The sequence below is a fragment of the Devosia sp. genome, assembly GCF_014860165.1.
GTDB lineage: Bacteria > Pseudomonadota > Alphaproteobacteria > Rhizobiales > Devosiaceae > Devosia.
Map to the genome: position 1 here is coordinate 71,686 of NZ_JACZKG010000075.1, position 22,331 is coordinate 94,016.

Genomic DNA, 22,331 nt, shown 5'->3' on the forward strand with positions numbered 1-22,331 from the left:
GCGCTGGCTCTTGTCGCGCCGGCATCCTATCTTCGCCGGGCCGGAATGATTCCGGCTCATTTTGGGGGAAGTCATGGACAAAATAATAGCCCTGCTGACAACTTCGGAGGGACGCATCGGCCGCCAGCAATGGTGGATCGGCGTGGTCGCCATGATCGTGGTTGGCATCATCGCCAGCATCGTCATCGGCATCATCAGCTTCGGCAACGCAACTATCTTTGGCTGGCTCGTCGTGCTGCTCAATCTCGCGCTGCTCTGGCCGAGCTACAATATCGGCATCAAGCGCCGCCACGACCGGGACAATGACGGCACGGACCTGAAGATCATGCTCGGCGTCAGCGTCCTTCTGAACATCCTCACGGCAACCGGCATCGGCTCAAGCGTCGTCGATATCGGCGGTGGCGTGATGATGCCGCAGCCGGCACTGTGGCTGACAATCATCAATCTGCTGTTCGCGGTCTTCGCCATCTACATGCTCGTCCAGCTCGGCTTCCTGAAGGGCACGACGGGCGCCAATACCTACGGTTCCGACCCGCTCGGCACCTGATTTCCAGGACCATTCCGTTGACCATCGATCCGCAGACCCTGCTTGAACGCCTCATCGCCTGCCCTTCGGTAACCCCCGAAGCGGCGGGAGCACTGGACCTCCTGGCCAGGGAACTCGAAGCCATCGGCTTTGCGGTGACGCATCTGCGGTTCGATGGCGACGGCTCCTACCCGGTCGACAATCTCTTCGCGATCCGCGGCAGCGGTGGGCGCAGGCTGCTTTTCGCCGGGCATACCGACGTGGTGCCACCGGGGGACCGGGGCAACTGGACGAGCGACCCATTCGTGGCTCGCCAGGCCGACGGCCGGCTCTATGGGCGCGGCGCTGCCGACATGAAATCGGGCATTGCCGCCTTCGTCGCGGCGGCGGCCGCAATTCCTCATGATGCTGGCACGGTGATGCTGGCCATCACCAATGACGAGGAAGCCGACGCCATCAACGGCACCGAGAAGCTGATGGCCTGGGCCGAGGCGCAGCAGCATCGTTTCGACTTTGCCATTGTCGGCGAGCCGAGTTCGGCCGCGACGCTGGGCGACGGCATCAAGATCGGCCGGCGCGGCTCGCTTTCGGGCATCATCACCGTCACGGGCAGCCAGGGCCATGTGGCCTACCCTGACAAGGCCAACAATCCGCTGCCAACGCTGGCGCGGATCGTCACCGCGCTCGACACTGACATCGATACCGGCACGGCGCATTTTCCGGCGAGCAACCTCGAAGTCACCTCGATCGATGTCGGCAATGCCATTTCCAATGTCATTCCGGCCGCGGGCACCATCCGCTTCAACATCCGCTACAATGACCTGTGGACGCCAGATACGCTGGCCGAATGGGTGCGTGGGCGGATCGCCAGCGTCGACCATGGCGGGGCAACCGTGAGCTTTGCCGTGGCGGGCGTGCCGTCGCGATCGTTCCTGTCGCCCCTGAGCGACGATGTCGATACGCTCAGCGACGCCATTGCCGGCGTGACCGGGCGCCGACCCGAATTCTCGACGGGCGGCGGCACGTCCGATGCGCGGTTCATCGCCCAATATGGGCCGGTAGTGGAATGTGGCCTTGTCGGCCCGTCCATGCACAAGGCGGACGAGCATATCGCCATCGCCGATCTCATCGGGTTGACCGAGATCTACCGGGCCTTCATGGTCCGCTTCTTTGGGAGATCGGCGTGAAGATCTGGGCCGCCTTGCGCCAGGCCGTGATCGGCTGGGTGATGCTGCTGCGCAGCGAGGACGGCTGGCGCGAGCGATTCAGCTTCACCGCGGCTGGGCTGGCGACGGCACTCATCATCTTCGTCTTCACGACATTCCTCGCCGTCGCCATCACCTCTGCCAGCATCGGCATGCCGAGCCTGGTTGGCGTAATCGCTGCCATGTTCGTGCTGGCCCTGCCGCTGACCTCGCTGGTGGTAGTGCTGCTGGGGACGCGCATGACGCTCAAGAGCCAGGAGCCGGCGCTCGACGTCATGGTGCCTGCGACCTATGCGCTTACGGCCTTCCTGCTGGCCGAGGGGTTCCTCGCCATGCTGGGCGGGCCGGTGGTGATGCTGGCCTGGCTGGGCCTGGCCTATATGCTCTATCAGCTGGCCCGATCGGCCACGGCATGGACAACAGCTATTTCGGCCGGGTTTGCGGTTTTGACCGTGGTGCTTCTTGTGGCCATGCGGCTGGCGCTCTACATGCTGTCCACCGCCGCCGCCGGCTCACCCATCTGACCATCGAGATCGCCCTTGGCCCAACCGACCACGACTTTCCTCGATGAACTGCTGGCTGCCGCACGCGGCTGCGTCGCCCTGGTGCTGGGTCGGCGGGAGGCGGCGAGCTATTTCGATTTCAGCCAGCGCGGCCTGGTGGGGAGCCTCATTGCGACGGTGATCGCCATCGGACTGGCGGGCTTCGGTCCGCTGCTCACCGGCATTCCGCTGCCCGCCGGGGCGGCGACACAATCGATCATCGTCAATGCCGCGCTGTTCCTCGCCCAGGCGGCCACGGCCTTCATCGCCCTGCGGCAGATGGGGCGGCAGGATGGGTTCATCCCCTATCTGGTTGCCTCCAACTGGGTGACGCTGGCATCCGCGCTGCTGCTGCTGCTGTCCACCCTGCTGGGTCCGACCGGTATCATCGTGCTGGTGCTGGTGGTCGTGGTGGCGCTGGCCACCTTTATCAATATCGGCCGCTTCATCGTTACGCTGACGCCTGTGCAGATCGGTATCCTGTTCGTATCGCAGGCGGTGGGCGTGTTCCTGGCGCTGGCCGTGGTTGCCATCATCTTCGGCGCGCCGCCGGCCTAGTAGCTCACTCCCGTCAGATAAAGCCCCGATGACGGCGCCATGGCACCGCAGCGGCTGCGGTCGCGCGCGTCGAGCGCGGCGCGGAAATCTGCTGGGGACCACTTGCCCTCCCCCACCATGCGGAGCGAACCCACCATCGAGCGCACCTGGTGATGCAGGAAACTGCGGGCGCTGGCGGTGACGATAATGTGGTCTAGCTCGCGCCGGACCGCGAAGGCATCCAGCGTGCGCAGAGGCGAGTTGGCCTGGCACTCCGATGAGCGGAATGTGGTGAAGTCATGGGTGCCCAGGATCAGGCTTGCAGCATGGTCCATCGCCTCGGCATCAAGGGTTTTTGGAATGTGCCAGACATGGTCGCGTTCGATGACCGGCGGGGCCCGCCGGGTCAGGATGCGGTATTCATAGTGCCGCGCCGTGGCAGAGAAACGTGCCTCGAAGGTGTCATCCACCGCCTCGGCAGCTATGATGGCCACGGGCTGGGGCCGCAGGTGATAGTTCAACGCCTCACGGATGCGAAACGGGTCCCATTCCTTGCTCAGGTCGAAATGGGCAACCTGGCCAAGGGCGTGCACGCCGGCATCGGTGCGGCCCGCGGCCTGGGTGGTGACAGCCTCACCGGACATGGCGTTGATCGCCTCTTCGAGCGCCCGCTGCACGCTGGGGCGATCGCTCTGGCGCTGCCAGCCGGAGAAGGGGGTGCCGTCATATTCGATGGTGAGTCTATATCTAGGCATCAACGGAGAGTTTCATGGCCTTAGTTCGCAACTTTGAAAAACTAGACGGTGAACGAACATCGCTTCACGTCGAGGTGCCAGCCAAATACTACGCCTTCGAGAAGGACGGTGTTGGTTTTGTGCAGATCAACACCTATGGCCGACCTGACAGAGAATTTCCCGACAAAGTATCACAATCGATTCAGCTCGATCGGACAGGGGCGGAGGCCTTAGTCCAAATACTGACACGTGCCTTTCGACTCTAGCTGACTCTCGCGGGCAAAATCCCTGCCCCGCGGAGGAAGGTTGCGGCGTCCATGGCGCCCTTGCCTTCGCGCTGCACCTGGGTGAGGCGCACCGCGCCGGCGCCGCAGGCGATGGTGAGGTCGTCGAGCAGCGTGCCAGGTGCGCCGCTGCCCTCGCCGAGCGTCGAGCGCAGGGCCTTGACCCGTACGGGCTTGCCGCCCAGTTCGAGTTCGAACCAGGCGCCGGGGAAGGGCGACAGGCCGCGGATGTGATTGTGCACGGCCTCGGCGGGTTGTGACCAATCGATGCGGGCCTCGGCCTTTTCGATCTTTCGGGCGTAGATCGCGCCTTCGTCCGGCTGGGGCTTGAAATCGAGGCTGCCGCGCTCGAGCGCCGCCAACGCCCGCCCCATGAGGTCGGCGCCGACGCGCATCATCTGGTCGTGCAATTCCCCTGCGGTCATATCGGGTCCGATGGGGATCAAGTCGGCCAGGGCGACGGGTCCGGTATCGAGCCCCTCATCCATCTGCATGACCATGACGCCGGTCTGCGTGTCGCCAGCCATGATGGCGCGCTGGATGGGCGCGGCGCCGCGCCAGCGCGGGAGCAAGGAACCATGGAGGTTGAGGCAGCCCAGCTCGGGCGCGTCGAGGATGGGCTTTGGCAGCAGCAGGCCATAGGCGACGACAATGCCGACTTCGGCGCCGTGGCTGGCAAAGACGAGCTGCTCGGCCTCGCCCTTGAGCGATCTGGGCGTGAAGACCGGAATGCCGAAGCCTTCGGCCGCCCGGTGGACCGGCGACTTGCGCTCCTCCTGGCCGCGCCCGGCCGGCTTTGGCGCTCGGGTATAGACGGCGACGACCTCGTGCCCCGAGGAGACGATCTCGGTCAGGGTGGGGACGGAGAAATCGGGCGTGCCCATGAAGACGACGCGCATAGGCTGGTTGCTCCTCAGCTCGGGCGGGGCCCAGGTATTCCAACCCCCGTCATTGCCCGGCTCGTCCGGGCAATTCAGGCAATGCCCGAAAATGGATCACCGGGACAAGCCCGGTGATGACGACACACAAGCGCTGTCGGAAGACCTAGCCAGCAGCCCGCTTGGCGGCCTTGTCGAATTTCTTGATGACGCGATCGCGCTTGAGGCGGCTCAGATAATCGATATAGAGCACGCCATCGAGGTGATCGAGTTCGTGCTGGATGCAGACGGCGAGCTTGCCCTCGGCCTGCTTGACCACTTCCTTGCCGTCGAGATCGGTATATTTCACCGTGACCTCGTTGGGGCGCTCGACCTCGTAATAGAGCTCGGGGATGGACAGGCACCCCTCTTCGGTCACCTGCATCTGCTCGCCGAACTGGGTGATCTCCGGATTGATCAGCACCATGGGCTCGGGCGTTTCGCCCTCGGCCGCAAGGTCCATCACCACGATGCGCTTCATCACGCCGATCTGCGGCGCGGCAAGGCCGATGCCGGGCGCGTCATACATGGTGTCGAGCATGTCCTTGGCCAGCGCCTTGATCTCGTCGTCGATCTCAATGATGGGATCGGTGACGGCTCGCAGGCGCGCGTCGGGAATGATGAGAATTGGGCGGATGGCCATGGGTAGAGGTCCGGCGGAAAGGGATTTGCCTTTCGATATGGTATTTCTCGCGCTGCGGTCAACTCTTGTGGGCAGCCCGACGAGAACATTATGCGAACACGCGAATCGCGGTAAGATGCGTGGATGGATGATGTGCTGTTTGTCATTGGCGGTTTTCCGCTAACCATTGCCCAGGCGAGCATTGCCGGCGTGGCGCTGGCCGGGCTTCTGCTGGTCGGCTTGACCATTGTCGCCATGCGGTCGGCAGCGGCGCGAACGGTCGAGGCCAGCGTACAACTGGCCGAGCAGATGCGGGCGGGCCTTGTCGCCCAGCTTGGCGAGCGGGACCGCCGCATCCAGGAACTGGACCATCAGGTGCGCGTCGAGCGCGAGCGCGGCACCGAGCAGGCCGAGCGACTCCAGGACAGGAATTCGGTGCTGCTGGCCGAGGTTGCCGGTTTGCGGGCCCAGATGGCCGAGCAGGTGGCGCAGGCGCAGGCGAGCGAAGCGCGCTTCATGGCCACCCGGCAGCAGATGACCGACGAGTTCAAGGCCATTGCTGGCGACGTGCTCAAGGTGCAGAGCGAGACGTTTACCCGGCAGAACCGCGAGCAAGTCGATACGCTGCTCAAGCCGCTCAACGAGAAGATCGGCGAATTCCAGACCGGCATGATCACCGATCGGGCGACCATGGCCGAGCAGATAAGGGCGCTGGCGGCGAGCAACCTGCAGATCACCACCGAGGCCCATAACCTGACGCGGGCGCTCAAGGGCAATGCGCAGACGCAGGGCGCCTGGGGCGAGATGATCCTGTCGACGATCCTGGAACGGTCGGGCCTGCGCGAGGGCGAGCAGTTCATCACCCAGAAGAGCCATAGCGGCGAAGATGGCGGGCGGGTGCGCACCGATGTCGAGGTGCTGATGCCCAACAATGACCGGCTGGTGATCGATTCCAAGGTCTCCCTCACCGCCTTCGAGGCCTATACCAGTTGCGAGGACGAGACGCGCGAGCAGCATCTGGCGGCGCATATCGTGTCGGTGCGCAACCATATCCGCACCCTGGGCGACAAGGGCTATCAGCGGCATGCCCAGTCCAAGATGGACTATGTGATGATGTTCGTGCCGATCGAATCGGCACTGTCGACGGCGATCCAGCACGATGCGGGGCTGGTTGAATTTGGCATGTCCCGCGGCGTCATGCTGACGACGCCGACCACGCTGATGACGGTGCTGCGCACGGTGCGCAATATCTGGGACATCGAAAAACGCCACCAGAATGCCGAGGAAATCGCCAACCGGGCCGGCGCGCTCTACGACAAGGTGGTGGGGTTCCTGGCCACCATGGACAAGATGGGTAGCCATCTCGACCGGGCGCAGCAGAGCTATGCCGACGCCAAGGGGCAACTCGCCACCGGCAAGGGCAGCGTGGTGCGCCAGGTGGAAATGCTGCGCGAACTCGGGGCCAAATCGAGCAAGCAACTGCCCGGCGGCTGGGACAGCGGCGGCGATGACGTGCCGATGCTCCGGCTGGTGGGCGAGGAGCCCGGCGACCTGTCCTGATCACGATATTCGAACTTGTTGGTCGCCCCTGCGTTGCTTGGCAATAGGCAGCCAAGGGAGACTGACATGGCACAGCATCACGACCATCACGGCACCATGGTGCCGCAGGATACCAATTTCGACAATGCCGACCAGCCGGGCATTGCCCAGCCCTATACGCAGAGCGAAGTCGAGGAGCTGCTCTATGGCGATGATCGCCCGGCCAACGAGCGGCTGGCGCGGCTGCGGGAGCTGCGGGACGAGAGCGCCATCCGCGAAAGCGGCGACTGGGGCGGCCAGGACCCGGCGGCCATGCTGGACGAGATCGACCGGGCCATCGATGAGTTGAGCGCCACGATCGCCAATGCCGAGGACAATCACGCCTTCGCTGGCCTGGCCACCACCTATGACAATGATCCGGCCGACCGGCTCGATACGCTATCGCCTGACGACGAAGAGGCCCGCTATGCCATCGAGGGGGACGAGGAAGCCTTTTTCGATGATGAGGACGACGAGGATGGCAGCCTCGAGGAGGAGGCCTGGGATGGCGGCGAGGAATTCCGGACCGACCGGGACCTGCACTAGATTTCGGTGCGGGCGCGCAGGGCCTGGCTGAGGGTGCCTTCGTCGAGATAGTCGAGCTCGCCGCCCACGGGAACGCCGTGGGCGAGGCGGGTGACCTTGGTGCCCGAGCCCGCGAGGCGGTCGGTGATGTAATGGGCGGTGGTCTGGCCCTCGACGGTGGCGTTGACGGCCAGCACGACCTCCTTGAAGGTCGGGGCGCGCTTGATCAGGTCGTCGATGGTGATGTCGTCGGGGCCCACGCCATCGAGGGGCGACAGCACCCCGCCCAGCACGTGATACTTGACCTGGCCGACGCCGGCGCGCTCGAGGGCCCAGAGATCGGCCACGTCCTCGACCACGATCAGCATGCCGCTTTCGCTGCGGCGCGGATCGGCGCAGATGGAACAGGGGCTCATGGTATCGACATTGCCGCAGACTTCGCAGGTGCGGACGGCGGCGACGGCGCGGTCGAGGGCAGCCGAGAGCGGGATCATCAGCTGATCCTTCTTCTTGATCAGCTGCAGCACCGCCCGGCGGGCCGAACGCGGTCCGAGCCCCGGCAGGCGCGCCAGGAGCTGGATCAACTGTTCGATCTCGGGTCCGCCGTTGGCCATTGGTGCCTAGAACGGAAACTTCATGCCGGGCGGCAGGGGCAGGCCGGAGGTGACTTCGCTCATCTTGCGCTGCATCTCGGCTTCGCTCTTGGCCTTGGCGTCGGCATGGGCGGCGACGATCAGGTCTTCGAGCACTTCGACATCGTCTTCCTTGAACAGGGACGGATCGATCTTGAGGCCCTTGAGATCGCCCTTGCCTGACAGCGACACGGTGACCAGGCCGCCGCCGGAGCGGCCTTCGACGACGAGATTGGCAAGTTCGGCCTGCATGGCCTCCATCTTGCCCTTCATCTCGCTGGCGGCCTTCATCATACCCATGATGTCTTTCATTCGTCGTCCTCTTCGGGTGGTGGCGGCGGCATATCTGGCGCCAGAACTTCAGCGTCGTCCTTGACCTTCACATTGACCACCTTGGCCCCGGGAAAGGTGTTGAGAATGGCCTGGACCAAGGGGTCGTCATGGGCCTGAGCGCGCTGCAATGCGGCGCGCTCCTCCTTCTCCTGCCGGAGAGTGAGGCCGTCGCTTGGCTTGCTGGAGACGGTGATCAGCCAGCGCTGGCCGGTCCAGAGCTGGAGGCGCGCTGACAGCGTGGCGATCATGCCCGGATCGGCGCCATCGGCCAGCGCCACCTCGATACGGCCCTGTTCGAAGGAAATGGGGCGCATCTGGCCTTCGAGGGCCAGCTTGATCAGCACGTCGCGCTTGGCGCCGGCCAGGGCGATCAGTTCCTTGTAGCTGGCGACAGTGGCCAGGGCGGCCTGCGGCTGGGCAGCAGCGGGCTGTTGGGCCACCGCTTCGGTCATGACCGGACGCGGGGCCTCGACACGCATGGCGGACGGGCCGCCACCACCGCCATTAGATGGTCCGCGCGACATCGGCGCCATCGGTGGAAGGCTCGGCGCGGTTGCCGGCTGGTTGGCGAGGCGGGCGAAGAGATCGTCGGGGCTGGGGAGATCGGCGGCATAGGCCAAGCGGATCAGCGCCATTTCGGCGGCCTGCAGGCCATTGCTGGCGCGGGCCACTTCATCATAGCCCTTGAACAGGATCTGCCAGGCACGGGTGAGCGCCCGCATTGGTAGTCTGCCGGCCAGCTCGGCGCCGCGACGGCGCTCGTCGGGCGTCAGCGACACGTCGTCGGCAGCAGCCGGGACGACCTTGATGCGGGTCACCAGATGGGTGAAATCGGCCAGGTCGGCCACCAGGGTCTGCGGATCGGCGCCCATGTCGTAGAGCGCGCGCATGGTCTCGATGGCGTCCCCAATCCGACCGCCCATCAGTTCCTCGAAGAGGTCGATGATGCGGGCGCGATCGCCTAGACCCAGCATGGCCTTGACGGTTGCCGAGGTAACGGTGCCGTTGCCATGGGCAATGGCCTGGTCGAGCAGGGAGAGATTGTCGCGGGCGGAGCCTTCGCCGGCGCGGACGATCATGGCCAGAGCCTCGGGCTCGAAGGAAATACCCTCCTGCCCCAGGATCGATTCCAGGTAAGCCGTCATGATCTCGGGCGTAATGCGCCGCAGATCGAAGCGCATGCAGCGGCTGAGGATGGTCACCGGCACCTTGCGGATTTCGGTGGTGGCGAAGATGAACTTCACATAGGGCGGCGGCTCTTCGAGCGTCTTTAGCAGCCCGTTGAAGGCCGCCGTCGAGAGCATGTGCACTTCGTCGATGACATAGACTTTATAAGGCGCCGAGCTCGGCGCGTATTTCACCGAGTCGATGATCTCGCGGATGTCATTGATGCCGGTATTGCTGGCGGCGTCCATCTCGATGACGTCGACATGGCGCCCTTCGATGATGGCGCGGCAATGCTCGCCCTCGACGCGGAGATCGAGCGTGGGATGGGGGCCGGACGCATCTTCATAGTTGAAAGCGCGGGCGAGGATGCGGGCCGTGGTGGTCTTGCCGACGCCGCGCACGCCCGTGAGAATGAAGGCATGGTGGATGCGGTTCTGCGCGAAGGCATTGCCCAGCGTCTGAACCATCGCATCCTGGCCGACAAGCGTGGTGAAGTCGCGCGGCCGGTATTTGCGGGCGAGCACGAGATAGGGCGAGGTCGGTGCGTCAGCCATCGAGCCCTTCTGTCGCTTGCGCTGGGAATCTGCCTGAGATCATGCTCCGACCATAAGGCAATGGCGCCCGTCCGCAAAAGCCTCAAGCCGGGTTGCGGACCGTCAAACACCATATGTGAACAGATTAAGTAGGAGGCTGGCAACGACCCGTGAAGGTCTCGTTGGGGCTGCTTCCTTCCGGACCTGACCCGGTTGGCGAGGAACACGTCCGCGCCAACCTCCCGGTTCGCTATATGCGAACAAAACGTGGCTTTGGCAAGACCTCAGGATCGGAACTATCCAGCGTACGCAACCCAGCCACGGAAGCTGAAGGCGGTGTAGAACTGGGTGATGTCGGTAAATCCGGCTTTGCGGAGCAGGGTTTCCTCCTCGGCAGGGTCGAGAATTGTCAGCCGCGTGCCGATGGCCTGGCGGGCGCTGTCCATCTGCTCGGGCGTCAATCCGGCCGCGGCGCCAAAGGCGACGTGGCGGGCGATCCACCGCGAGCGCTCGGGCTCGGCCTGGGGGAAGCTTATATGGGCGAGCACGAAAGGTGCGCCGGGCTTGAGGCGGCGGCGGAGCTGGCGCAGCGCATCGAGGCGCTGTTCAGGCGTCATGAAGTGGAAGACGAGGATGCAGGTGGCTCCGTCGAAGGGGCCATCGGGCGCGATGTCGATATAGCCTTCATGAAGCCGGATACGCGCGGCGTGCTCGGCAGTGGTTTTCGCCGCCAGATGGAGCATGGGTCCGGATGGGTCGACGCCATCGAATGACCAATGCGCATGGCCATCGGCGAAAGCCTTGAGTTCGAGCCCGCCTCCGGCGCCGAGGACGAGCATCCGGCCATCGGGAGGCACGCGTTCGGCGAGGAGGAGCATCGTCATGCGGAGCAGACCGGCATAGCCGGGGACCTGGCGGGGCGGGCCATCGAGGTAAGACGCGGCACCCTGCTCATCGAAGTAGGACATAGGCGGCACTCCGGATCATTTGTAACTTCTATTGTTACATGACTGGCGCCGGGTCAAGCCCGCGGTGCGTAAACCATGATTGCATATGGAGCCGGACGCGTGCCGCCCTTCGCGTTAAGGTTTCGTCAACCATAAGCGGGAGGGCGCCATGCGTGTTCCATCCATCGGTCTGACGCGAGACGAGCGGCATATCGTCGAAGAAGGCTACCGCCTGGCCGAGCACATGCTGCGCAACTACCAGGATCCGCCGAGCCTTGCCGCCACGCTCGGCAAATGGCTCAAGCAATTGCGCCTCATGGTACTGGCGCGCGACTGAGGCCTCGCTTACCGCTCGGGCCGATAGGGCCTTGGCAGATGCACCAGCGTTACCAGCACCACCGAAATCAGCATCAGCAGGTACCACGAGCCGAGCTTGCCCCAGCTGACCATGGCCCAGCCATCGACCTGGTCGGGATAGATCCAGGCGCGCGACCAGGTGCCGATATTCTCGGCGATCCAGATGAACATCGCCACCAGCAGGAAGCCGAGCAGCATGGGCATGCGGTGGCGAAAACGGAACACGCGATAATGCATGGTGCTACGCGCATAGAGCACCACGACCACGGCGAAGAGCAGCCAGCGGAAATCGAAGATGAAATGGTGGCTGAAGAAGTTGACGTAGATCGCCACCGCCAGCAGCACCGTCATCCAGACCGGCGGATAGCGGGTAAAGGTTATGTCGAAGATGCGCAGGATGCGGGCCATGTATGAGCCAACGCAGGCATACATGAAGCCGGAAAACAGCGGCACCCCGCCCAGCCGGAAGACGGCGGGCTCCGGGTAAATCCATGAGCCGGCCGCCGTCTTGAACAGCTCCATGCCGGTGCCGACCACGTGGAAGATCAGGATGACCTTGGCCTCGTCCAGCGTTTCGAGCCTGAACACCAGCATGCCTGTTTGGATCACCAAAGCGGCGATGAACCAGAGGTCGTAGCGGGCAAGGCCGATATCGGGCCACCACAGCCGCGTCAGCAGGATCATGCCCAGCATCAACCCGCCGAACAGGCAGGCCCAGGCCTGCTTGAGGCCGAAGACCAGGAATTCGATCGCGCCATCGGCAAGCGACCCACGCGGCAGGCGCGCAAGCACAGCATGCGCGGCCGCGTCGATCCGCGCTTCCAAACTCGTGAACTGGTTCAAGCCCCTCGCCCTTGCTCACATCGCCCCGGCTGGATATGCCCTGTCGAAGGTTTCGGAATTATGGCGGTGCGTCGCCGATCTGATACCACAGTCTTTGTCGCGTTTTCGAACCGGAAGTGGGTCACCCCCATTTCCTGGAAACGCCCAATGGAGAAGCCGGAATGGCCAGACGTCGCCCCACCTCCCTGCGGACCTCGGTTGAAGACGTCGCCGCCTCCAAACGCGCGCCATCGACGCCACAGACGCAATCGGCGGCGTTCCGGCTGGCCTTTGCCGACGACGAATTCCTGACCTCCGAGGACACGCGCGGCGTCCGCTTCCAGCTCGAATACCTCAAGACCGAATTCAGGCTGCGCGAGCGGGGCATCAATTCCACCGTCGTGCTGTTTGGCGGCGCCCGCATTCCGGCGCCCGGCATGCCGGCCTGGGCCGCCAAGAACGAGGTGCAGAAGAAGAATCTCGAAGCCGCGTCGCACTATTATGACGAGGCGCGGCGCTTCGCCCAGTTGGCCTCGTTCACCTCCAAGGCGCTCGACTTCAAGGATTATGTGGTGGTGACGGGCGGCGGCCCGGGGGTGATGGAAGCGGGCAATCGCGGCGCGGCCGATGTCGGCGCGCCCTCGATCGGGCTCAATATCGTGCTGCCGCACGAGCAGGCGCCCAATCTCTACGTGACGCCGGAGCTCAGCTTCAACTTCCACTATTTCGCCACCCGCAAGATTCACTTCCTGATGCGAGCCAAGGCGGTGGCGGTGTTTCCCGGCGGTTTCGGGACGCTGGACGAGTTCTTCGAGACGCTGACGCTGATCCAGACGGGGCGCATGGAGAAGGTACCGCTGTTGCTGTTCGGCGCGGAGTTCTGGCGCAAGGTCATCAATTTCGAGGCGCTGGCGGAGGCGGGCACCATCGCCCCCGACGATCCCAAGCTGTTCCACCTGGTCGATACCGCCGAGGACGGCTGGGACATCATCCGGCAGTTCTACAACCTGCCCGTGATCGATGAGGTCCTGCGGGGGGATTGAGCGATTGAGCGAGGGCATCGCCGGTATTGGTTAGGGATCGGCCCGGCGAGGTGATAGGCCCAGTGCCAATCAGGAGCGACCCCATGGCGACAATGTATCTCGTTCAGGCCTTCAAGCTGAGCGGCAAGAAGCTGATTGCCGACCCGGTGCAACAATCTAAATCCGCCGACAAGGCCATGGCGACGGCCGAACGGCTGGCACCCAGCCGCGCCGGCGTCATCGCCTTCTCGCAGGAAGTCGACATCGAAACCGACACCTATGACGAGCTGCGCGTGTTGCTGCGCATCGGCTCGCTGCCGCCCGGGCTGATGGAAGGCTGAGCATTCAGCTGATGCTGGCCTGCAAATACCGGTCTTCTGCGCTTCCGGTCCATACGTACCCAAACGTACGCTCCGGTCCGGTTCTCGAAAACCGGCATTCTCGGCTCAGCCTGAGCTGAATGTGCGCTCCTTGTTTTGCTGGCGGGCCGAAGAGCCTATGGGCTCTCGGCGGGGTAGACGCCGAGCACCTTGAAATAGTCGGTGAAGAACTTGAGTTCGTCGAAGGCGTGCTGCACGCCGATGTCGGAGGGGTGGCCCTCGATATCGGCATAGAACTGGGTGGCGGTGAAGGCGCCGCCCACCATGTAGCTTTCGAGCTTGGTCATGTTGACACCATTGGTGGCAAAGCCGCCCATGGCTTTATAGAGCGCCGCCGGCACGTTGCGGACGCGGAAGACGAAGGTGGTCTTGACCTTGCCATTGCCCGCCGGGGCTTCCTTGGGCTCGCGCGAGAGCACGAGGAAGCGCGTGGTATTGTGGTCGGCATCCTCGATATTGGAGGCCAGCACATCAAGGCCATAGATCTCGCCGGCGAAACGGGATGCGATGGCGGCAACCGACTTGTCGGCCTTCTGGGCGATCTCGCGGGCCGAACCGGCGGTGTCGACGGCGTTGATGGTGCGGAAGCCATGGTCGGCGATGAATTTGCGGCACTGGCCCAGGGCGACCGACAGCGACTGCACCGCCTTGATGTCGCCAAGGGTGGCGCCGCGCACGCCCAGCAGGTTCATCTCGACCCGCAGGTAGGTCTCGCCGATGATGTAGAGACCACTTTCGGGCAGCAGGTGGTGAATGTCGGTGATGCGGCCATAGAGTGAATTCTCGACCGGCACCACGGCATAGTCTGCGCGGCCCGACTGCACCGCGTTGATGGTTTCCTCGAAGGTGACGCAGCCGATCGCTTCTTCGCCGGGGAAGACATTGGTGGCGGCAGCATGGCTGAAGGCGCCGGGCTCGCCCTGGAAAGCGATCTTCTTGGTCATGGTGGATGTCCGTTGCTGATAGGCGGAAGGCTTGTGGACCGGGGCCGAAACGGAGTCAATTCAAGCCCGCCGCCAAGGCGCCACATGGCGGCGGCGAGGAATTGTCGCAGTGGGGCTTTGCATGGTTGCGCCGCCACTGCCTTGCGACTATCTTCCGCGCGCGTCGGCCCCCTCCGTTGAGGCGATTTTCCTTTGGGATATCGAAAGTTGGGACGGGATCGACTACAAGTCCACAGGGGATGGACCGGCAGAGAGACCAAATGGATTCGTTCGAGCTTAACAAGATCATGGGCGCCGTGCTGGGCACGCTGTTGTTCGTCATGGGCGCCGGCTTTGTCGCGGAAGCCATCTACCATCCTATCGAAGGCCGCGGCCCGGGCTATGCCCTGCCCGAGCCCGAGGCTACCGAAGGCGGGGACGCCGTGGCGGAAGTCGAGGCCGAGGTTCCGCTTGGCGTGCTGCTGGCCAGTGCCAGTGCCGAACGGGGCGCGACGGCCGTCAAGAAGTGCCAGTCCTGCCACAATTTCGGCGAGGGCGAACCCAACAAGCAGGGCCCGGGCCTTTATGGCGTTGTCGGCCGGCCCGAAGGCAGCCATGAGGGCTTCGCCTATTCAGAAGCCCTTATGGCGCACAATGCTGCCGGGGACATCTGGACCTACGAAAACCTCAATCACTTCCTGACCAAGCCTGCCGACTATGCGCCTGGCACCAAGATGAACTTTGCCGGCATTCGCACGGCGGAAGAGCGCGCCGATATCCTGGCCTATCTGCAGACGCTGTCGGCCGATCCAGTGCCGTTCCCGGCTGCCGATGTGGCTCCGGTCGAGGGTGGCGAAACGGCCGATCCGGCAGCGCCGGCTGCGGAAGCCGCCGGGACCCAGCAGCCCGACGCGACCGCGCCGACCGATCCGGCCGCCACCGAACCTGCCAATGCAGCAGCGCCGGCAGCTCCCGCCGAGGTCGTCGACACCCCGACAACGACGCAGAGCGAAACGCCGGTGGAAGGCACGCCGACCACCAGCGGCACCGAGGCCGCTCCGGCGCCAGCCACCAACTAGGCTCGCCGCGATACCGTCATTCTCAACAGGAGCCGCGCCCGACAGGGTTGCGGCTCCTGGCTTTTCCTAGGATCCGATCATGCTGCTGCTGCACCTGTCCGATGTCGACGAGGCGAGCTGGGCCGAGAAGCTGCGATCTGCGCTAGCGCCCTACCCCGTGGTGCGGCGCGGCGAGGCGTTCAACCCGGCCGACGTGCGCTACATCTTCGTGTGGAAACCCAAGCCCGATGCGTTCGAGGGACTTGATGGCCTCAAGGCGGTGCTGTCGCTGGGCGCGGGTGTGGATGCGTTGATGAAGCATCCAAGGCTGCCCGACGCGCCGATCGTCCGCTTCGTCGACGCCGATCTCAGCCAGCGCATGAGCGATTATGTGGTCGCCCACGTCACGATGCATCATCGGCTCTATACTCGCTTCCGGGCCGACCAGAAGGCGAAGCGCTGGAGCCAGCTCTACCCGCCCGCCGCATCGGAGACGACGGTGGGTATCATGGGCATGGGCGTATTGGGGCAGGATGCCGTGGCGCGTCTCAAGCCGCTGGGGTTTGCGCTGCGCAGCTGGAGCCGCACCCCCAAGGCCATAGACGGCGTCGAGGGCTTTGCCGGGGAGGAATCCTTCGAGGCCTTCCTCGGTGGCACCGATATCCTGGTGAACCTGTTGCCGCTGACGCCGGAAACAACAGGCATTCTCAACTACGAGACCTTCGGCAAGCTGCGGCGCGGCAACCTCAATGGCGGCCCTGTCATCGTCAATGCAGCACGGGGCGGGCACCAGCGCGAGGCCGATATTGTCAAGGCGCTGGGCGATGGTACGCTGGGGGCGGCGAGCCTGGACGTCTTCGAAACCGAGCCCCTGCCCGAAAGCAGCCCGCTCTGGGACATCGAGAACTGCTACATCACGCCCCATATCGCGGCGATCAGCAACGAGAAGAGCGGCGTTGCCTATTTCAGCAAGATCATCCGCGCGCACGAAGCCGGCGAGCCGTTGATCAATGTGGTGGATCGCAAGCGGGGATATTAAAGCTCCAGCGCCCAGTATTGGCCATTGAGGTCGGCGCCGAAGGAGTGGTGCTTATCCTCGCGGACCAGGGCGAAGCCGGCACCCTGGTAGATGCGGCGGGCCGAGACCAGGCAATCCTGGGTCCAGAGGATGATGCGCTTGTAGCCCGAAACGCGCGAGAAGCGGACGGCTTCCTCGACCAGCCGCTTGCCGATGCCGCGGCCGCGAAAGGCCGGTTCGGTATAGAGCATGCGCAACTGGGCGGTGCCCGCGGCGTCCTCGGTGGCCGGAATGATGAAGACGGAGCCAGCCACCTGGCCATCCTGCTCGGCGATCCATAGCCCCTTGGGCGGATTGGCGGGGGCGGCCTCGTATTCGGCATAGATGCGGGTGATGAGCGTTTCGAACTCGCCGTTCCAGCCCTGCTCCAGATGGTAGAGCAGGCCCTGGCGGTGAATGAGCCAACCGATCTCGCCGATGCGGTGGGGACGCAGGATCAGCGGCTCATCGCCCGGTTCGGCCAACAGGGACTCGATGCGCCGCATGGCGTCGACGAGATCGCGACGACCGAGTTCGTCCAGTGGCTCCAGCAGGCCATTGGCCGCCGCCGCATCGCTCATCTCGTTGAAGTGCCGGAACAGCGCATCGCCCTCTGATGTCAAAGCCAACGGGGTGGAGCGCCGGTCTCGGCTGCGCGGCAGCACGGCAACGATGCCCTGATCAACCAGCCGCAGGACCAGCCGGCTCATCTGGCCTCGATCCATGTCCAGTTCCTCGGCGATCGTGGAGGATGTGGCGTGGCCGCGCTTGCCCAGTTCGTAGATGACCCGGGCTTCGCTCAGGCTATGCGGGCTCTTGTGCATACCCTCATCGAGCAGTCCGATAATCCTGGTGTAGAAGCGATTGAAGGCGCGCACCTGCGCGATATCGGCGGGGTTGACGGCCACGAGTGCGACTCCAACTGGCTGACTGTTGATATAGTCAACTAACTAGTTGTCAAAGTCAATTAAATGGGTATCGCGCCTTCAGAACTCCATAGACGGCTCGGATACCTTGGTCGGTGCCGCCGACGGGGCGAGCCGGTCGGGCTTCGGGGGCCCAGCCAAAGATGTCCAGGTGCACCCAGGCCGCGGCATTGTCGACAAAGCGGCGCAGGAACAGGGCCGCGGTAACCGATCCGGCAAAGCCGCCGCTGCTGGCATTGTTCACATCGGCGATCTTGGAACTCATCATGGCGTCGTAGGGCGACCAGAGCGGCATCTGCCAGAGGGGATCGTCCGCGGCCGCGCCAGCATCCATCAGCGCCCGAGCCAGGGCATCGTCGGTGCTGTAGAGCGGCGGCAGGTCGGGGCCGAGCGCAACACGGGCGGCGCCGGTCAGCGTCGCCATGTCGAGCAGCAGCTCGGGCCGCTCCTCATCGGCCAGAGCCAGCGCGTCGGCCAGGATCAGCCGCCCTTCGGCGTCGGTATTGCCGATCTCGACGGTAATGCCCTTGCGCGACTTGAGCACGTCGCCAGGCCGGAAGGCGGCGCTGGCGATGGAGTTCTCGACAATGGGGATCAGCACCCGCAGGCGCAGGCGCAGCTTTGCCGACACAATCGCGTGGGCAAGGCCCAGCACATTGGCGGCGCCGCCCATATCCTTCTTCATCAGCAACATGCCCGAGGCAGGCTTGATATCGAGACCACCGGTATCGAAGGTCACGCCCTTGCCGACCAGGGTGACCCTGGGGTGATTGGCATTGCCCCAGGTCAGGTCGATGAGCCGCGGCGCCTGCACGCTGGCGCGGCCCACTGCATGGATCATCGGGAAATTGGCGCGCGGCAGTTCGTCGCCCGACGTGACCTTGATCTTCATCTTGCGGGCGGCGGCAAAGGCCCGGATCTCGCTCTCGAAGGCATCGGGGCCAAGGTCATTGGCCGGCGTATTGATGAGATCGCGCGCCAGCATCGCAGCCTCGACAAGGCGGGCGACCTCGTCTGGGTCGGCGCGGCCGGGGACGGCGAGCTCGGGCGGGGCCTTGCCTTGACGATAGCGGTCATAGCGATAGGCTCCGAGACGGAAACCAATGGCGGCGAGCGTCGGATCGCCATAGGCGCCTTCGAGCCGATAGGTACCGGGGCCGAGCGCCGCGCCGGCAAGGCCGGTGACCAGGGCGGGACGATCGCCAGATTCGCCGAGGCCGAAAAGGTAGCCAGACAGGGCGCCCTCGGCACCGGGAAGTGCCAGAAGGCGTCCGCGCTGGCCAGAAAAGCCATTGGCCTCGGCCCAAGCCCCATGGGCCGCGGGCAATCCGGCCTCGGCGAGCTTGCCATCCTCGACGCAGATCAGCGGGATGATTTGGGTCTTGGGCATGGCGGACTCCGGAAGGTGACACATCTGTTGTACCGTGTCGGGGTCATTCAAGTCACCTGCCGTAACCCATTGTTTTTCCTAGGCCCTGCCAGGTCGACCCATCGCTGTCTCTCAAGAGGGATAGCTTGTGCCGTGCGGTCATGGAGAGCCCGCGGGGGCACCTTTCCCTGAAGCACGGACACGAATGGCCAGATACGGCCTCCCGGGCAATTCAACGGCAAATGCCGCATCGGGCTTGCGCGGTCGGACGATCGCGCCATGCCGGGTCGGGTGGTTTTCCGGCGCTGGCACGATCCTGGCCGGCACCACCGTCATATTCCAGGTATCGATCAGGTCGACCTCGTACGTGCCATCGTCCTGCGGCAGGCCGCTGGCCCAGATTACCGGTTGGTGTTCACCGAAATAGATGATGGTCGTCTCGCCATCGCGAGCGCCCGAGACACGGTTCCAGGGAAAACCCATCTTGTTGTCGATCGGCTCGAAGCCGAGGCGAATGCTCGCCTCCATCACGTCGCGCAGAAAGCCGATACGCTTCCAGGCCTCGCCATGCAGTTCGCCGCCCTTGGCCCACCAGATCAAATCCTGAGGGTGGCTGTAGGTCTCGCCATGTCCGGCATAGCCGCCGCGCATCGCCGTGGTCCAGAACCGATGCACCAATTCCTGCGCCGAGATATTCCCCCAGCTCGGGGCGATGTTGCCCTCGTATTCCGGCTCGTCATTGACGACGGGCTTGCCATAGGCGTTGCGCCACTCGATGGTGCGCTTCACATCCCAGTTCTGGATGCAGGCATGGGTAACCCAGGCCTTGCGGTGATCGTAATTGGCTTCAGGATCACCATTGTGGATGGAGCGCAGGTGACCGTAGGGGTCGTTTTCCTCGATGATGTGGAAGTAGCGGTCCCATTGGTGCATCGGCTTGGTGTCGAGCAGGAAATCGTATTCGTTGGCCAGCGACCACCACACGTTGTGATAGGCGGCCAGCCGCGCCGTCAGATAAGCGAAATAGCGATAGTCCTGTGCCTGGCTCATGCCGCTATAGCCCCAGCGATCGTAGGGGTGCAGGATGATGATGTCAGCCTGGATGCCCATATCGCCCAAGGCTTTCACCTGGTTTTCGAAATGGCGGAAGCTCCCCGGATTTGGCCGGTCGAAATCCAGTTCGCCATCGGCGCCGCGCTGGTAGACGTCATGCAGCGGCTCGTTGATATTGTAAGGGTAATCCTTGGGAAACACGCCCATGCGCAGCTTGTTGAAGCGCGTGCCCGCCAGCGTGTGCAGGGTTTTGTCCTGCTCGCTCAGAGGCTGATGAGTCCAGGCATAGCAGGTGGTGCCGAATGACAGGAACGGTGTGCCGTCGGCATGGGCAAAATGGTAGCGGTTGGCCACCTGCACCGGACCATGATTGCCCGGGCGTGGCGCGGTGACGGTGAAGCTGCCGGTTTGGCCATCGAGCTCTGTGGCGCTCGATTTCGTGGTGAAGCTCCATGTGCCCTCATTGTCGGGCATGAAGCGCAGGCGAAAGGTGCCGTTGCCGTCGTAGAAACCGGGTACGCGGACAGTGCGCGCATGCTGGCTGAAGAAACCCTCCAGGGTCACGTCAAGGAAAGGATTGCCGTTCGAGGGGCCGGCGAAGCTCACCTCGAACATGTCCCACTTCGCGATGCTCTGCGTCATTTCAGGCATCCTCAATCGATCCGCTTCAGCAACAGCGCCTGGTAGGGTTTGGGCTTGAAGTGCAGCAACTGGCCGCGCTCGACATCGTGGGCAATTTCGGTTTCGGTCATCTCCCAGGTGTCGATCAGCGTGGCGCTGTAGCGCTCGCCGGGCGGCACGATGGCAGCGACTTCGCCTGGCTGGTTCTCGCCGAAGTAGGTCAGGTAGTAGCGGTGTGGCTGGCCGGCCGTGGCGAAATGCATGCCCACGCGCGACCAACCTTCCTGACCGGGGAATGGCGCAATCAGCTTGCGCAGGTCGGCGTGATCGAGCCCCCCGGCGATTTCGATCTGGTAGTGGCCGGTGCTTGGCACCGGGTCGAGGCCCTCGTCGGGCCCCTCTGCCATGATGCGCTTGAGGAAGGCGATGCGTTCAACGCTGTCACCGACCAGCGTGCCGCCCTTCGCCCACCACAGCGTTTCGCCGTCATTGTAGTAGGTCTCGCCATGGGTCGCGTAGCCGCCGTTCACGGTGGCCTTCCAGAAGCGATGCACTAGCTCGCGACCAGAGATATTGCCCCAGGCTTCGGCGATGTCGCCTTCGTAGCAAACCTCGTCGAGCGAGACCGGCTTATGAAACTGCTCCCGCCAGATCATGCTGCGCTCGGTATAAGGGCGCTGGATACTGACATGGGTCAGTTTGGGATGGCTGTAGTCGAAGGGCGCGAAGCCATTATGCACCGACAGCAGGTGCTGATGCGGATCGGTCTCGGCGACGATGTCGATCCAGCGGTTCCAGTCATCCAGGGTCTTGTTGAACATGAAGTCGTATTCGTTGGCCATCGACCACCAGACATTGGGGAACGCGGCCAGCCGCGCGACCAGGTAGCGCAGATAGGCGTCATCCTGGCTGGCCGACATGCGAGCAAAGCCCCAGCGGTCATAGGGATGAAAGATGATGAGGTCGGCTTGGACGCCGATCGCCGCCAGGTCGTTGATACGCTGTTCGAGGTGACGGAAATAAGCGGGTTCGAATGTATCGAAGTCGAACTCCCAGCCCTGGACGGCCATCGAACCCAGCCAGCGGTGGTCACCCTGCTTGAGCAGCTTGAACGGGTAGGTCTGCGGCTCGACCTCGTTGTAGCGATAGTGCTTGGGAAAGACGCACATGCGGATCTTGGTGAAGGGCGCCTCGGACAGCGTCGCCAGCGTTTGCTGTTCCAGGGCCTCGCCCTGGAGGTTCCACACATAGGCCGTGGTGCCGATATTGATGTAGCGCGTGCCGTCGGCGTAACGGAAATGGTGGCGATTGGAGACTCGCACCGGACCGTGGTGACCCGGCTTGGCCGGACCAACCGCGAAGCTGCCCTCGATGCCGTCCAAGGCAGAGACATTGCTGGTGGTGCGGTAGCTCCACGCCCCTTCGACATCGGGCAGCAGCCGGAGCTTGTAGGACCCTTCGCCATCATAGAAGCCGCGAACGCGCAGCGACCGATCGCCCTGGCGGAACACAGCCTCCAGCGTCACGTCCTGAAACGGGTTGCCCTCCGATGGTCCTGCAAGCGCCAGCTCATAGGTGCTCCATAGCGACGCGGCGCCGTTGGCAATGGCAGATTGGGTCATGGCTGTTCCGTACTCAAAATGGGCGGCGCTGGACGCGCC

25 protein-coding genes and 1 other RNA gene are annotated in these 22,331 nt (G+C 64.0%); 12 read left to right on the top strand and 14 right to left on the bottom strand.

Translation table 11 applies throughout. The annotated features are described in order from the left end of the window. Window positions 1-73 precede the first annotated feature (73 nt). Genes IH615_RS19700 through IH615_RS19715 form a run of 4 tightly spaced genes read left to right on the top strand, consistent with a single transcriptional unit; the run spans window position 74 to window position 2,831 of the window. Entirely contained in the window at window positions 74-547 is a 474-nt protein-coding gene (locus IH615_RS19700; protein WP_291364615.1) for a DUF805 domain-containing protein, read from the top strand. A gap of 17 nt (window positions 548-564) precedes the next feature. Then, a complete protein-coding gene (dapE, locus tag IH615_RS19705; protein ID WP_291364616.1) occupies window positions 565-1,713 on the top strand; it encodes a succinyl-diaminopimelate desuccinylase in 1,149 nt (382 codons plus the stop codon). Continuing rightward, window positions 1,710-2,255, top strand: coding sequence for a hypothetical protein (locus IH615_RS19710; protein ID WP_291364617.1), 546 nt, complete (start codon window positions 1,710-1,712; stop codon window positions 2,253-2,255). Before dapE ends, IH615_RS19710 begins: the two co-directional genes overlap by 4 nt. Window positions 2,256-2,270: 15 nt before the next feature. After that, the gene (locus tag IH615_RS19715) at window positions 2,271-2,831 is read left to right on the top strand and encodes a hypothetical protein (protein WP_291364619.1); all 561 of its coding nucleotides are present in this window, start codon (window positions 2,271-2,273) and stop codon (window positions 2,829-2,831) included. On the opposite strand, the gene truA is transcribed toward IH615_RS19715, so the two are convergent. Further along, a complete protein-coding gene (truA, locus tag IH615_RS19720) occupies window positions 2,828-3,565 on the bottom strand; it encodes a tRNA pseudouridine(38-40) synthase TruA (RefSeq protein WP_291364621.1) in 738 nt (245 codons plus the stop codon). The genes IH615_RS19715 and truA overlap by 4 nt on opposite strands. A gap of 14 nt (window positions 3,566-3,579) precedes the next feature. Between truA and IH615_RS19725 the strand changes: the two genes are divergently transcribed. Next, on the top strand, window positions 3,580-3,810 hold the full coding sequence (locus IH615_RS19725; RefSeq protein WP_291364623.1) for a methionyl-tRNA formyltransferase: 231 nt from the start codon (window positions 3,580-3,582) through the stop codon (window positions 3,808-3,810). Here the strand turns inward: IH615_RS19725 and fmt are convergent. Further along, window positions 3,807-4,727 carry a methionyl-tRNA formyltransferase gene (gene fmt / locus IH615_RS19730; protein ID WP_291364624.1) on the bottom strand — a complete coding sequence of 307 codons (921 nt, stop codon included), beginning with the start codon at window positions 4,725-4,727 and terminating at the stop codon, window positions 3,807-3,809. The genes IH615_RS19725 and fmt overlap by 4 nt on opposite strands. Window positions 4,728-4,872: 145 nt before the next feature. Further along, window positions 4,873-5,388, bottom strand: a complete 516-nt coding sequence (def, locus tag IH615_RS19735) for a peptide deformylase (protein WP_291364626.1) — start codon at window positions 5,386-5,388, stop codon at window positions 4,873-4,875. Between the two features lie 123 nt (window positions 5,389-5,511). On the opposite strand from def, the gene IH615_RS19740 reads away from it, so the two are divergent. Both IH615_RS19740 and IH615_RS19745 read left to right on the top strand, forming a co-directional pair. Continuing rightward, a complete protein-coding gene (locus tag IH615_RS19740; protein WP_291364628.1) occupies window positions 5,512-6,927 on the top strand; it encodes a DNA recombination protein RmuC in 1,416 nt (471 codons plus the stop codon). Window positions 6,928-6,993: 66 nt separating this feature from the next. Beyond that, on the top strand, window positions 6,994-7,491 hold the full coding sequence (locus IH615_RS19745; RefSeq protein ID WP_291364630.1) for a hypothetical protein: 498 nt from the start codon (window positions 6,994-6,996) through the stop codon (window positions 7,489-7,491). Here the strand turns inward: IH615_RS19745 and recR are convergent. The 5 genes from recR to IH615_RS19770 form a co-directional block, all read right to left on the bottom strand. Continuing rightward, window positions 7,488-8,084 (bottom strand): recombination mediator RecR, encoded by a 597-nt coding sequence (gene recR / locus IH615_RS19750; protein ID WP_291364632.1) that lies wholly within the window; start codon window positions 8,082-8,084, stop codon window positions 7,488-7,490. The genes IH615_RS19745 and recR overlap by 4 nt on opposite strands. A 6-nt stretch (window positions 8,085-8,090) precedes the next feature. Further along, a complete protein-coding gene (locus tag IH615_RS19755) occupies window positions 8,091-8,414 on the bottom strand; it encodes a YbaB/EbfC family nucleoid-associated protein (RefSeq protein ID WP_291364634.1) in 324 nt (107 codons plus the stop codon). Next, window positions 8,411-10,156, bottom strand: a complete 1,746-nt coding sequence (locus IH615_RS19760) for a DNA polymerase III subunit gamma/tau (protein ID WP_291364635.1) — start codon at window positions 10,154-10,156, stop codon at window positions 8,411-8,413. Before IH615_RS19760 ends, IH615_RS19755 begins: the two co-directional genes overlap by 4 nt. 127 nt (window positions 10,157-10,283) lie before the next feature. After that, window positions 10,284-10,379: signal recognition particle sRNA small type (gene ffs / locus IH615_RS19765), an RNA gene on the bottom strand. A gap of 52 nt (window positions 10,380-10,431) precedes the next feature. After that, window positions 10,432-11,103 (bottom strand): class I SAM-dependent methyltransferase, encoded by a 672-nt coding sequence (locus tag IH615_RS19770; RefSeq protein WP_291364637.1) that lies wholly within the window; start codon window positions 11,101-11,103, stop codon window positions 10,432-10,434. Between the two features lie 148 nt (window positions 11,104-11,251). Here IH615_RS19770 and IH615_RS19775 point away from each other — a divergent pair, with 148 nt between their 5' ends. Beyond that, window positions 11,252-11,419: a hypothetical protein gene (locus tag IH615_RS19775; RefSeq protein WP_291364639.1), complete on the top strand. Its 168-nt coding sequence runs from the start codon at window positions 11,252-11,254 to the stop codon at window positions 11,417-11,419. An 8-nt stretch (window positions 11,420-11,427) separates the two neighbouring features. On the opposite strand, the gene IH615_RS19780 is transcribed toward IH615_RS19775, so the two are convergent. Further along, complete coding sequence (locus IH615_RS19780; protein ID WP_291364641.1) at window positions 11,428-12,282, bottom strand: DUF817 domain-containing protein; 855 nt, start codon at window positions 12,280-12,282, stop codon at window positions 11,428-11,430. 161 nt (window positions 12,283-12,443) lie between these two features. Between IH615_RS19780 and IH615_RS19785 the strand changes: the two genes are divergently transcribed. After that, on the top strand, window positions 12,444-13,304 hold the full coding sequence (locus tag IH615_RS19785; RefSeq protein WP_291364643.1) for an LOG family protein: 861 nt from the start codon (window positions 12,444-12,446) through the stop codon (window positions 13,302-13,304). Between the two features lie 83 nt (window positions 13,305-13,387). After that, a complete protein-coding gene (locus IH615_RS19790; RefSeq protein WP_291364644.1) occupies window positions 13,388-13,624 on the top strand; it encodes a hypothetical protein in 237 nt (78 codons plus the stop codon). A 155-nt stretch (window positions 13,625-13,779) separates the two neighbouring features. On the opposite strand, the gene IH615_RS19795 is transcribed toward IH615_RS19790, so the two are convergent. Beyond that, complete coding sequence (locus IH615_RS19795; protein WP_291364645.1) at window positions 13,780-14,607, bottom strand: prephenate dehydratase; 828 nt, start codon at window positions 14,605-14,607, stop codon at window positions 13,780-13,782. Window positions 14,608-14,867: 260 nt separating this feature from the next. Between IH615_RS19795 and IH615_RS19800 the strand changes: the two genes are divergently transcribed. Together IH615_RS19800 and IH615_RS19805 are read left to right on the top strand one after the other, a co-directional pair. Continuing rightward, window positions 14,868-15,665, top strand: a complete 798-nt coding sequence (locus IH615_RS19800) for a cytochrome c family protein (protein ID WP_291364647.1) — start codon at window positions 14,868-14,870, stop codon at window positions 15,663-15,665. Window positions 15,666-15,744: 79 nt separating this feature from the next. Then, entirely contained in the window at window positions 15,745-16,683 is a 939-nt protein-coding gene (locus IH615_RS19805; protein ID WP_291364649.1) for a glyoxylate/hydroxypyruvate reductase A, read from the top strand. Here IH615_RS19805 and IH615_RS19810 read toward each other — a convergent pair. The 4 genes from IH615_RS19810 to IH615_RS19825 all read right to left on the bottom strand — a co-directional run bounded on the left by IH615_RS19810 (window position 16,680) and on the right by IH615_RS19825 (window position 22,292). Then, window positions 16,680-17,609, bottom strand: coding sequence for a helix-turn-helix domain-containing GNAT family N-acetyltransferase (locus IH615_RS19810; RefSeq protein WP_291364651.1), 930 nt, complete (start codon window positions 17,607-17,609; stop codon window positions 16,680-16,682). The two genes, IH615_RS19805 and IH615_RS19810, sit on opposite strands and share 4 nt — an antisense overlap. A gap of 55 nt (window positions 17,610-17,664) precedes the next feature. Beyond that, the gene (locus IH615_RS19815; RefSeq protein WP_291364653.1) at window positions 17,665-19,017 is read right to left on the bottom strand and encodes a leucyl aminopeptidase family protein; all 1,353 of its coding nucleotides are present in this window, start codon (window positions 19,015-19,017) and stop codon (window positions 17,665-17,667) included. Between the two features lie 138 nt (window positions 19,018-19,155). Continuing rightward, window positions 19,156-20,700, bottom strand: a complete 1,545-nt coding sequence (locus tag IH615_RS19820; RefSeq protein ID WP_291364655.1) for a DUF5060 domain-containing protein — start codon at window positions 20,698-20,700, stop codon at window positions 19,156-19,158. 2 nt (window positions 20,701-20,702) lie between these two features. Then, window positions 20,703-22,292, bottom strand: coding sequence for a DUF5060 domain-containing protein (locus IH615_RS19825; protein WP_291364657.1), 1,590 nt, complete (start codon window positions 22,290-22,292; stop codon window positions 20,703-20,705). Between the last annotated feature and the right edge of the window lie 39 nt (window positions 22,293-22,331).